Genomic DNA, 11641 nt, shown 5'->3' with positions numbered 1-11641 from the left:
GTGCTGGCGCTGGCCGGCGGCATCATCCTGCTGGTAACGTCCCAGAAGAACGGTCAGGGCGCCCCAGTAGCTGCCGGCGCTGCCGCAGGTATGGGATCTGGAAAAGCGCCTGCAAGAGGCGGCCGCGGCCCTGTGGAAAAACGGGCTGTGCTGCGCGGCGTGACAGGAAAATACTCTGGCCAGAGCTTTGACCTGTTAAAGGGCAAGGTGGTCATCGGCCGAGACCCGGCAACCTGTAACATCGTATTCGATAAAAACACGCCGGGTATCAGCGGGCGGCACTGCCAGGTAGTCTACGACCCGAATGAAGACTGCTTTATCATCACCGATCTGGGATCGTCCTACGGCACGTTCCTGGGCAACGGCAAAAAGCTGACGGCGAATGTGGCGGAAAAATTGTCGACCGGGGACACCTTCTACCTGTGCGACAACGCCAACCGGTTTGTGGTGAGCAAGGAGTAACCCGTTATGGCAGGGTATTGTTTAAAAAACGGAAGAATCCAGGAAGCGTGGGGAGAGGACGCCGCCGGCCGGGAACTGGCGGCTGTCTTCCACCTGACTGCAGACGGTGAAATGAAAGAACTCCACGAGTTCCCGGCGCTGTCGGAAGGTGAAGGGGCGCTGGCGTATGCAGGTGAGTTCTACATTGAACCCCTGGAAGTACAGATTGAATTTCTAAAAGCGGCCAATGCAGAAAAATGGCTGGAGGCGCTGCTCTTGCGGCATGTCGACCGGGTGCGGCAGGTATCGGAGGAACTCTTTGTCATAGCTGAGATAAAATCGTTTGGAGCATGAATGCAACGGACGCGATGGGGGATATTTTGTTCTTTGCCCTTGGAGTATGTTTGTTTCTCTTCGGAATCATTTTGGCATTCTGTCGGACTGTACGGTCAAAGCGTCGCTGCCGGAGAAGAGTGAACGCCGTCATCTGCGATGTGGACGTCAGCTGGACAGACGACGATTCCACCGATTTCTCCATTATCAACTATGAATACCATCCGGTCTACCAGTACACATTGGATGGACGGGAGTATCGGGTAGTATCCCGGGTAAAGTATTCCAAAAAGGACGAAAAGCCTTTCTATACAGTACCTACGCCAACTGTCGGCTTAACCCTAGGCCCGTGGTGTATGACGCTATGCAGAAACGTGGCCAGCTGCAGATAGAATCCATAGGAAATGGAATATTCTGCTGCTTCAGTGAAAAAGACGCGCATACTACGATTTCTGAACTGTTATATTCCGATGAATTGTGCTTGACAGACGGGAATTTTGATCCAACCATCAATGATACTGCATATAATGTCAACAGAGAGCGTATTGTCAGCGTTCGTTAACCAACTTTTGGATAAAATTGAGGAAGAATAAAACTAATGGACATAATCAAGACAATATTTTCCATGCATGATGAGGCGCAACAAATAACGGTTCCATCCGCAAGAAGCAGATTTGGTTCTCATTGGCAACTTGAGGACGGAATAATTCTGTACCCAGCCAACGGCACTGCCAGAGATTTTATTGTTCTTCTCAAGGCAACTCTTCCTCAAGTTCCGCTACTTCTTTGTGACGATCTCGAAAATACAATGAAAGAGCTCAGCGGACTTCAGTTAAATACAATTGAAGAGGCCGTTAAATGTCTACCTAAGGCTCTCTTCGTACTTTGCTCAACAGGAGACAATGCCTCAAGGCAATTTGCGGCTATTGCACCAAAGTTATCACCAGCACGATTCAATAACGTCATTACGTCCAGACAACTTGGCGAGTTTTTACCCGTTGGAGACAAAACATCAAAATCTTTCGATGTCTACCGCAAAACATTTCTGGCTGCCTCACGACGTAACCGTGAAAAGGTCGAAGCTGCTTTTTCCTTGTTTAAAGACCCACTTTCACAAGCGGTCTTCAGTGCCGTTTTAAAGCGCTATCTCCTCAGCTCAGATGCATTGATACCTGTGTCTACTTCCGACGAATATTTCGAGGATGTCTACACACTTCTCCCGGACGAGATATTCGTTGATTGTGGCGGTTTTTCAGGAGACACACTTTTGAAGTACCTTCAGGTGGCAGGGGATTGTGCCCTGAAAGGATATCATGTGTTTGAACCCGATCCAAATAATTTTAAACAGTTAATCTGTACTGTAGAAAAGCTTCCTGAGCCAGTTCGTAATAAAGTACAGCTCTACCCCAACGCCGTGGGACATGAGCAAGACACTCTTTATTTTGATGCCGCTGGCAATGTGGGATCTGTTGTCAATCCCAATGGAACAACACCTGTTGAATGCGTCACTTTGGACGAAGCCCTCCACGATATCCACCCAACATTAATAAAATTTGATATCGAAGGCTATGAAGCTTTCGCTCTGCAAGGAGGTAAGCAAATAATCAAGGAAAACCGCCCTGTGCTTGCCCTGTGTGTGTACCATCATCCTTTTGATCTTTGGGAATTGCCTCTGATGGTCAGAAATATGGTCAAGGATTATCACTTTTTTCTACGCGCCTACCTAGAACAATTCAGTTATACGTGTTATTGTGTACCTTCTGAGCGCTTGCCACACCACCTCAAGGAGGGCAGAGCTATAAAATGAAAAATTTGTATATCGTTGGCGCTGGCGGTTTCGGGCGTGAGCTTCTGAATCTCATTCTCGACATTCATGCCATCGCCGGACAGCGCTGGAACATCATGGGGTTTCTGGACGACACGGAAGCGCCGCTGGCAGGTAAGGCCTGCGACTTCCCTGTCAGAGGAACTATCCTTGACTACCACCCCAAACCCGATGACGTGCTCGCACTTGGCATCGCCAGCCCCCACGCCAAGCGCAAGCTGGTTCCTCTGCTCAGGGCTCGCGGCGCATTCTTCGAAACCTGCATTCATCCCTATGCCTACCTAGGGCGGCACAACAGCATCGGAGAAGGGGCCATAATCGGCGGCGGCTTCAGCATGTCCGTCAATGTGAGCTTGGGGGATTATGTCACCATTCTCGGCAGCGGCATGGGCCATGATGTAAAGGTGGGAGATTATAGCACCATTTCAGCCTGTTGCAACATCATGGGCAACGTGACTATCGGCAGCCAAGCATTCATAGGTGGCAACGTGGCTATTGCCCCGCATGTCGCCATCGGCGAGCGCGCATATGTCTGCATCGGCAGCGTTGTGATCAAAAACGTCAAAGCCGGAGCGAAAGTGTTGGGAAATCCAGCGCGAGAAATCAATTTTCAGGATCCGACCGTTTCCTCGTAACTCGCTTCCAGATTGACGGAAGACATCCATTTTCCAGGACAGCATGGGCGAAAAATATACGACACAAACGGCAACCATTCAGGCTTTTGGCCTTGTGCTAAAAGCTCTGCACTATGAGGATCTGCCGTCATTGCTTCAAGGGAGAAACAGGGAAGACGTCAGAAACGCCATGCCAATAGAGAATGAAGTGTCATACCGCAGCCTGTATTTCTGGTATAAAAAGCAGGAGCATTCTCTACGGACTTATTCCTATCTGGCCTATGCGAATCAGACACCGATAGCCTTTACTGCTCTGACAGATATCGATTATAGGGCTCGTCGGGCTGAAGGTGGCCTATTTGTTTTTGACGATCAGTACCAAGCTACAGGTATGGCCTACCATATTATTTTGTGTAGAGAAATTATAATGGATTATCTGAAGATCGAAACGTTGATTAGCAGAATCAGGCGCGAGAACAGCCGGAGCATAAAATTCTGTGAAAGTTATGGTAGCAAATTTGTCCGTTGCGAAGGGAATATGCTCATTTACGCCAGCGAGCGCAACGTGCGTAGACGTGCCTTGAAACGCATCGCAACACTTGCCAAATTGGAACAGGATTTTCAAACATATTTGGAAGGCGGTGAGAAGACATGTTACTGACCCTTCCCTTCCTTGGAAACAGAAATTACCTGCAGAGTTCCACATTGTGGGAAGCCCTGCTTGAAGTCACCGAGATCGAATATCCCTGCACACTCAAAATACGTAAGCCATTATTTTCAAACCATGTTAAAATTTCCTCATACGATCCGGATCCGCATGCCACTCTCACTTGGGAGAATCATACAGTGACAGTCAGCGAACTACCCGCTTCCGGAGAACCATGGAGAGAACCGTTTCCAGAAAAAGTTATCTGGAACAAGATAGAAAAAGCTGACGATATGTATTTCTACAGGTCAGCCCAAAATGATTTTGCGCTTCCCAGACTCGCCATTTCACTGTTCAAATATTGCCTAATTCACACCGCTCATCTCCCCGGAAATGTCCAATGGATGTTCATTCAAAGTGAAATGTTGTCAAAACAGCCGTTCATTATCCATCAGATAGCACTGAGTGAGATTCAGAACAGTGCGGTTGCGGCGAAGGCAACCATAACCGTTAACGGAGAAAAGTGGAGCCATCTCTATTTCACTCGCGCACCTATCAGCCAAGGAACGGCGTCGTGATCCTGCGTAGCGTAGCGTTCGCTTTGCCGCCGCAAAAATTCGACAGCAAAACGGTGGCCTCTTGGTGTGGATCCGATGAAATATTTTTATGCCAAAAAGTGGGGATCCACAGCCGATATATTCTGAATTCGGGAGAGAATGAACTAAATTTGGCTCGACAGGCCTGCCAAAATCTTTTCCACGAACACCCCGAGCTGAATCCGAAGACAGTAGGCCTGTGCGTCTATGTCGGTCAGATCAAAACACAGATCATTCCGCACGCTTCCGCTTTGCTTCAACATCAGTTGGGTCTGCCGGTCACGTGCGCTTGCTTTGACGTTGCCCTGGCCTGCTCCGGCTACGTCTATGCCTTGATTATAGCGCAAGCCCTCATGGACACCCAGAACATCAAAAACGCTCTTATTGTGACATGTGAGCCGTATTCAAAAATCATCAATCGACAAGACAGAAATACCGCCCCTTTATTTGGGGATGCAGCAAGCGCAACATGGCTTTCAGACACTGGCCGGGGTTTCTCGCTGTCTTGCGCCGATTTTGGCACGGACGGTTCCAAAGCGGACTATCTGGAATATACGCCCATTTCTTCTGCTGATCCTGTATATTTGTCCATGAACAGCCAAGGTATTTTCAATTTTGTTATGCGCAACGTGCCTGACTCTCTCTCGCGATGCCTGCAAAAGGCCAATCTGACTTTGATCGACATTGACATTTTTCTTTTTCACCAAGCTAACCGATTCATCGTGGAAATGCTGTGTCGTAGCCTACAACTACCTATGAGCAAATGCCCCATAGAGGTCGCTGATGTAGCGAATACCATTTCTTCTTCTATCCCTCTGCTGCTGGCTAAACTTTTACCACGCTGCAACCTTGGGCAGCGTATTATTTTATGTGGATTTGGCGGAGGATTGTCATGGGCAACCGTTTTAGCCCAGTTCAGTGAGGTGCATGATGAATGAAAAAAATGCATTGATATTACTTAATGAAATTGTAAATAGTGTTGCCAAAAAAACAATCGTATTAACCCCGGACAAGGACCTCCGCCGAGATAATATCCTGGATTCTCTCGACATGCTTATTTTTTTTATGGAGTTGGAGAATAGGACGGGTATCAGCATCCTGAAGGCTGGTATAATGTTAAATATCTTTGTGCCAAGGTCGCAGAACATAAATAATGCTCCTACATCAATTATGAATGATGTAGTACAGATGCCCAAAGCTATCATGTACAGCAAACAAAGAGGCTTACTGCAAAAAAGTGAGGGGAATGGCGAAAAAATTCAGTCCTACTGCTACAGAATGTACAAATTTTTCTGGACCCTAGCGTTGGAATCTGACCGCCTCCGCCGGATACACTCAAAATGTCATGGAGCAGTTGCAGAGCGGAAGGACTCTATGCCGAAGCTGTCCGGAATGTATTGACGTCGCCGCGTCGCCGTACGGAGAAAGACAGCATTGGTGACGCAGCCGGAAGTTAGAAGGGCTGAGTGGGAAATAGCCTCTAGTCTTCCAGATCGGGATGATAGATGACAAAACGGTCGCGGCCGCGCCGCTTGGCCTCATAGAGGGCCATGTCCGCTTTTCTGTAGAGTTCGTCGAAGCTTACGCCGTCCTGGGGATAACGGGCGAGTCCCAGGCTGCCGGTGATGCTCAGGCCCTCGCCGTAGTCCTTGGCCGCCGCCCCGCGCAGCACTTTCAGGCGCTTTTCCAGTTCCGGGGCGCCGGGGATATACGGCAGAAAGACCACAAATTCATCGCCGCCGAGCCTGCCGCAGAGGTCGTTGCGGCGCAGCACGGCCCGCAGGGAATTCGCCACTTCCTTGAGAACCTCGTCCCCGAACTGATGGCCCCGGCTGTCGTTGAGCAGCTTGAAATTGTCCAGGTCCAGCATGATCAGACCATGTTCGGCTCCGGGCAGGCTCTGGTGCAGCAATTCCGTCACCCGGCTGACCACTGTGCCCCGGTTCAGCAGCCCGGTCAGCGCATCCAGTTCAATAAGGCTGCGCAACTCCATGTCTTTTTTCTTCTGCGCATCAATGTCCTTGATCAGGATAAAAGCCTTGACGTCCTTGGTGAAGGGGTCCGGAACGAGCTGAATGCTGGCCACCACCCAGAAGAGACGGCCGTCGGCATTGAAACGCCGGTGTTCGAAATGTATTTCACGCCGGCCGCTGTAGTATTTTCCGAGCAGCTTTTCCCGGTCAAAGATGCTCAGATACTCCGGCAGATCTCCCTCGTAGACATAATGGCTTGAAATATACTCCACCGTACCGGAAAAGGACTTCACCTCTTCCGGAAGCGCGCCGGAGTTGCGGCGCTCGTTGCCTTCGTAAATATTCTTGGTCAGATTGAATTCATAATAGCCGATGCTGTTTTCCTGCTGATCCTTGAAGGTCTGAATCCATTTCTGGTAGGCCAACTCTTTTTCGCGCTGTTCGGTGACGTTCTCATAAGAAATGATCGAACGCTGGGGCTTACCTTCGACATCGAATATCAGCGTGTACCTGCCCGTGAACCATTCAAAGCCGCTCCCGGTCTTCAGCTTCACGCTGGTGCTGCCGCTGGGGATGCCCTGCTGCATGGAATGATAAAAGCGCAGCAGACTTTCAATGCTTTCCTCGGCCACAAGGCCGTTGGCCACGAAACTTTCGGGCACATCGGGCATTTCCGTGGGCACGCCCAGAACAGCGGCGGCGTCCCCGGTCTGGAACAGGGTATGGCCGACCGGGTCGTACACAGCCATGATCTTGTCCGTATGCTGAAAGGCAATACGACTTTTTTCCTCGCTGAGGCGCAGCTCCTCTTCCATCCGCTTGCGCAGGGTAATGTCGAAGAGCACGCAGGTCAGGTAGCCGGGTTCCGCCGGGTCATGGTGACAGCGAACCAGAACCCAGGCCAGTTTTCCGGCTCTGTTGACAAAACGGTGTTCCAGTTCAAAGGCCGAGCAGCCGCGCGCGATGCTTTCCCGCACCGTGCTCCGGATCATTTCCAGATCCTGCGGGTAGCTGTACTTTTCCACGCTGGTCAGGCCCAGTTCAACGGCCTCGGCGGCTGTGCAGCCCATAATAGAGTAAAAATAGGTGTTGGCGTAAATAAAGGACATTTTCTCATCGGCGGTCACCCGGCAGATGCCGCAGGGCAGGGAATTCATCAGGCTCTGCAACTCCAGGCCGCGCCGCTTGACCTGCTCCCGCAGCGCCACTTCCCCGGTCATGTCCAGACAGACGCTGACGGTGATGGCCTGCCCGTCCCTGGAGGCGGTTTCCCTGCCCACCTCGCGCAGCCAGACCGTGCCGCCGTCTTTTTTCAGAACCCTGTATTCCGCGCTGAACTCCCGCCGCTCGCGCGCGGCCTCGTCCACGATCTTTTGCACCAGTTCCCGATCTTCGGGATGGATAATCCCGGCATAAAGGCCGCCGGTTTTTTCAAAAAATTCCGCGTAATCATAGCCCACATAGGCCAGGAAGGCCCTGTTGACGTAGATCAGCGGATAGTCCGGCTCCGCGCGGCAGATCACCAGGGCGCTGCTGAGCCCGTCGCCGCTGATCCGGAAAGGGGTGCCGGGCCGAGCCCGGCCGGATGTAAAGTCAATGTCCAGTTCAGCAGTCATGATTCTTCCGTTGCCGGGCCTCGCCCCCGGCAAGCCAGTGGTTCAGCTTTTCCCGCAGTTCCCCGGGGTCCAGCGGTTTGCTGATATGATCATTCAGGCCTCCGGCCAGGCTGCGCCGCACGTCCTCCGGCGCGGCCCCGGCCGTCATGGCGATGACGGGAATGCGGCTCACGGCTCCAGGCATGGCCCGGATGCGGCGGGTGGCCTCCAGACCGTCCATTTCCGGCATCTGGATATCCATCAGCACGCAATCGTAACGCTCCCGGCTGACCAGGTCCAGCGCCCGGCGGCCGTTTTCGGCCACAGCGCAGTCCACGCCCAGACGGCGCAGCAATTCCCGCACGATCTCCTGGTTGATGAGGTTGTCCTCGGCCAGCAGCACACGCTTGCCGGGCGGCAGCGCCTCCAGGGGCCGGCTTTCGGCGTCCGTGTCGGGCCGGGCTTGCACGGCCCGGGCCAAGGGCAGCAGAAAATGAAAAACACTGCCTTTGCCCGGCTCGCTCTCGCACCACAACTCCCCGCCCATCAGCCGGGCCAGTTGCCTGCTGATGGCCAGGCCCAGGCCCGTGCCGCCGAAGCGGCGGGAAATGCTGCTGTCGGCCTGGGTAAAGGGCTGGAAAAGATTCTCAAGCTCGCCGGCGCTGATCCCGATGCCCGTGTCCCTGACCATGAAGTGCAGAAACGCGGCGCCGTCCCTGCAATCCGTATCCACATCCAGGCTGATGCCGCCCTGGCTGGTGAACTTGAGGGCATTGCCCAGCAGATTGATCAGCACTTCAGTGATGCGCAGGGCGTCGCCCCTGAGCCAGAGCGGCACGTCCGGGGCCAGATTGACCGAAAAGGAAAGCTGTTTTTCGTGCACCTGGCTGCTGAGCATGGCGCGCAGATTCTGCACCAGTTCATCCAGGGCAAAGTCTTCCGCGCAAATATCGAGCTTGCCCGCCTCGATTTTGGAAAAATCCAGGATATCGTTGATAATGCCCAGCAGGCTTTTGGCCGAGAGCCTGATTTTGCGCAGATACTCGCGCTGGCGCGGCGCGGGATTGTCGTCCAGGGCCAGATAGGTCATGCCCAGGATGCCGTTCATGGGCGTGCGAATCTCGTGGCTCATGCGGGCCAGAAATTCGCTCTTGGCCCTGGTGGCGGCCTCGGCCAGCTCTTTTTCGCGCGGGGCCTCCAGCACGTCCGTGACGTCCATGGCAATGGAAAGACGCACCTTGCGGCCGTCCTCCCAGCGGATGAGCCGGTCCACAATGGTATAAGTATGGTTGGACAGGGGATTGACGTGGACCCAGTGGTGGGGGCTGTCCGGATTGTTCCGGCCGCGCAGGAAGGCGTTGGTGCAAAACGGACATGGGGCGTCCAGGCCCTGGAAACGGGCGAAGCAGCGCGCGTCCCCGCCCGGCCGCAGCGGAAAATGTTCGTTCAGGGCTCTGTTGCTGAAAAGCACCTGGTAGGTATCCATGTCGGAGATATAGACGGGCTCCACAAAGGCATCCAGAATATCGGCCAGCTGGCGGCTTTTGCGAACCAGACCGGCGCGCTGCCTGAAATTCATCGCCGCGCCGGACAGTACATTGGCCATGGCCACGGCCATGTTGACCATGCTCTCGGTCCAGCTCACATGGCGGTTGCAGATATCCACGCCGAAGAAACCGGTCGCAGCTTCATCGTGGGCGAGCGGCACGGCCAGGAGCGAGCGGACGCCCTGACGCGTAAGCTCGTTACGGGTCGGCGCATGGGGAATGCTGTTCACATCCTCAATGCGCAACACCCGCCGCCGCTCCAGCAGTTCTGAAAACCAACTGAAATCGGTGGACGGAAGCTTCTGGAGCCTGGGCAATTGCGGCGCGACGCTCTCGGCGCACCATTCGTACGTATTGTGCCAGAAGCCGTCCTTTTTCTCAAAAATATAGGCCCGGCTCGCCTCCAGGCACTGCCCCAGCTCCCGCAGGGCGTTGTTGAAAAATGCATCCCGGTTCTGGCTGACCAGGGCCTCGCTGGAGACTTTGGCCAGCAGCAGGGAAAAATTTTCGGACCCGGCGGCTTGCGCAAAAGCCGCGCTTGCGGTGTCGGACATGTTTTCTCGCTCTCTTGGGTTCAGGCCGGATGCCCGCAAGCGGGCATTGCGCGGCAAGGATGCGTGGACAGAGCTTGCCGGAACCTCAGTACCTCAAGTTCAAAATGCCGTCAGCTCCGGAGCGTGCGGACAACACATTTCCGCAGCCGCGCCTTCAGCGCCCCTCGCGGCGCAACACCTCCAGACCGGCCTGGGCAGCCCCCCACAACCCACTGTTTTTATTCTCAATCAGATAGATGGGCACTGAACGGATCAGGGAGGCGAAATGCGGGGTGGTGTACAGTTCCCGCAAAAAATGGTCGCTGGTGACGCTGAGGGGATTGCGGCTGGCAATGCCGCCCGCGATCCACAGGCCGCCACGGCACAGGGTAGTCAGAATCCAGTTGCGGCAGGCCCGGGCATAGAAGCGCGAATACCAGCGCAGGGTGGGAGTATCCCGGCTGAGGGCGCGCTCGCCCACTTCGCGGGCTTCCAGAGTTTCGCCGCTGAGATAGCGGTGCAGCAGGCTAAGCCCTCTGCCGGTGAGAATGTCGTCGCCGCGCGCGAAAGGATAGTCCAGTTCCCGGCAGACGAATTTATGAAAATCATTTTCCTCGTCGCCCACAAAGGGAAAGGAGGCGTGCCCGCCTTCGGCGGCCACCGGCAACCAGCCGCCGCGCCCGTCATGCACCAGAGAGGCGGTGCCCAGCCCCGTGCCCGCGCCCAGCACGCCCCGGCCGGCCGTGGGGGGCACCTCGGCCTGTTCCGTGGGTCTGACGATGCAACGCGCCTGCTCCCCGATTTCCGTCAGGCAGCCGTAGGCTTCGGCGGTAAAATCATTGATGACCAGAGCGCGGGGAATGCCGTAGCGCTGTTCCAGGCCCGTGAAGTCCACGCGCAGGGCGCCGTTGGTCAGACCGCCGCGCAGGCCGTCGCTCACCGGCCCGGCCAGGCCCAGGACCAGAACGTCCGCCGTGCGCAGGGACGTTTCCAACTCACGCTCCAGGGCGACCAGCACCATGTCCGTATCCAGCAGCCCCGCGGACCTGATCCAGACCACCCGCTCCTGGCAGAGACGGCCCTGATCCAGGCTGAAGGATGCGAAACGGCAATTGGTGCCGCCGATATCGGCTGCGAGAATGCGCTGCATGGGGCCTCCCGGCTGCAATGCGGTCAAAGGGGACGGAACAGGATGCCGGATTTTGGCAGGCTCAACTTCTGTCCGTGCCCATCCGGCGCACCAGATTGGTGGTGCTGCATCCGTCCACCAGCCCGGCCAGATGCACGCGGCCGCCGTATTCGCGCACCAGCTCCGCGCCTACCACGGTTTCCACGGTATAGTCGCTGCCCTTGACCAACACGTCGGGCCGTACCCGGCGAATCAGCTCCAGGGGCGTGTCCTCGTCAAAAAGAACCACCGCGTCCACGCCCTGCAACGCGGCCAGAAGCAGCGCGCGGCTCTGCTCGTTCTGGATGGGACGGCCGGAGCCCTTGAGACGGCGCACCGAGGCGTCGCTGTTCAGGCCCACCACCAGGCG

The 11641-nt window shown here is 54.9% G+C and carries 11 protein-coding genes and 1 pseudogene; 8 read left to right on the top strand and 4 right to left on the bottom strand.

Features of this window, described 5'->3' with window-relative positions:
* From KH208_RS14905 to KH208_RS14870, 8 genes are all read left to right on the top strand, one after another.
* Positions 1 to 462 (top strand): FHA domain-containing protein (locus tag KH208_RS14905; RefSeq protein ID WP_291437617.1); only part of this gene is annotated, 462 nt, incomplete at its 5' end.
* 6 nt (positions 463 to 468) lie between these two features.
* On the top strand, positions 469 to 795 hold the full coding sequence (locus KH208_RS14900; RefSeq protein ID WP_007048427.1) for a hypothetical protein: 327 nt from the start codon (positions 469 to 471) through the stop codon (positions 793 to 795).
* A 577-nt stretch (positions 796 to 1372) separates the two neighbouring features.
* Positions 1373 to 2581 carry an FkbM family methyltransferase gene (locus KH208_RS14895; protein ID WP_291437611.1) on the top strand — a complete coding sequence of 403 codons (1209 nt, stop codon included), beginning with the start codon at positions 1373 to 1375 and terminating at the stop codon, positions 2579 to 2581.
* On the top strand, positions 2578 to 3234 hold the full coding sequence (locus KH208_RS14890; RefSeq protein WP_291437608.1) for a NeuD/PglB/VioB family sugar acetyltransferase: 657 nt from the start codon (positions 2578 to 2580) through the stop codon (positions 3232 to 3234). The genes KH208_RS14895 and KH208_RS14890 overlap by 4 nt, the downstream gene beginning before the upstream one ends.
* Positions 3235 to 3277: 43 nt before the next feature.
* The gene (locus KH208_RS14885) at positions 3278 to 3874 is read left to right on the top strand and encodes a GNAT family N-acetyltransferase (protein WP_291437606.1); all 597 of its coding nucleotides are present in this window, start codon (positions 3278 to 3280) and stop codon (positions 3872 to 3874) included.
* Positions 3865 to 4437: a hypothetical protein gene (locus KH208_RS14880; RefSeq protein WP_291437604.1), complete on the top strand. Its 573-nt coding sequence runs from the start codon at positions 3865 to 3867 to the stop codon at positions 4435 to 4437. The genes KH208_RS14885 and KH208_RS14880 overlap by 10 nt, the downstream gene beginning before the upstream one ends.
* Positions 4434 to 5393 carry a 3-oxoacyl-ACP synthase III family protein gene (locus tag KH208_RS14875; protein ID WP_291437602.1) on the top strand — a complete coding sequence of 320 codons (960 nt, stop codon included), beginning with the start codon at positions 4434 to 4436 and terminating at the stop codon, positions 5391 to 5393. The genes KH208_RS14880 and KH208_RS14875 overlap by 4 nt, the downstream gene beginning before the upstream one ends.
* Complete coding sequence (locus KH208_RS14870) at positions 5386 to 5856, top strand: acyl carrier protein (RefSeq protein ID WP_291437600.1); 471 nt, start codon at positions 5386 to 5388, stop codon at positions 5854 to 5856. Before KH208_RS14875 ends, KH208_RS14870 begins: the two co-directional genes overlap by 8 nt.
* Positions 5857 to 5935: 79 nt before the next feature.
* Here the strand turns inward: KH208_RS14870 and KH208_RS14865 are convergent, their stop codons facing one another.
* From KH208_RS14865 to KH208_RS14850, 4 genes and pseudogenes are all read right to left on the bottom strand, one after another.
* Entirely contained in the window at positions 5936 to 8044 is a 2109-nt protein-coding gene (locus tag KH208_RS14865) for a diguanylate cyclase (RefSeq protein WP_291437598.1), read from the bottom strand.
* Positions 8034 to 10124 carry a GAF domain-containing hybrid sensor histidine kinase/response regulator gene (locus tag KH208_RS14860; RefSeq protein WP_291437596.1) on the bottom strand — a complete coding sequence of 697 codons (2091 nt, stop codon included), beginning with the start codon at positions 10122 to 10124 and terminating at the stop codon, positions 8034 to 8036. The genes KH208_RS14865 and KH208_RS14860 overlap by 11 nt, the downstream gene beginning before the upstream one ends.
* Before the next feature lie 154 nt (positions 10125 to 10278).
* Positions 10279 to 11253, bottom strand: coding sequence for a glucokinase (locus tag KH208_RS14855; protein WP_291437594.1), 975 nt, complete (start codon positions 11251 to 11253; stop codon positions 10279 to 10281).
* A gap of 61 nt (positions 11254 to 11314) precedes the next feature.
* A pseudogene (locus tag KH208_RS14850) lies at positions 11315 to 11641 on the bottom strand (D-glycero-beta-D-manno-heptose 1-phosphate adenylyltransferase); the annotation flags it as partial.

Origin of the sequence: Desulfovibrio sp. (assembly GCF_018379785.1) — a bacterium.
Taxonomy (GTDB): domain Bacteria; phylum Desulfobacterota; class Desulfovibrionia; order Desulfovibrionales; family Desulfovibrionaceae; genus Desulfovibrio.
This window is presented reverse-complemented; position numbering and strand designations above follow the sequence as displayed.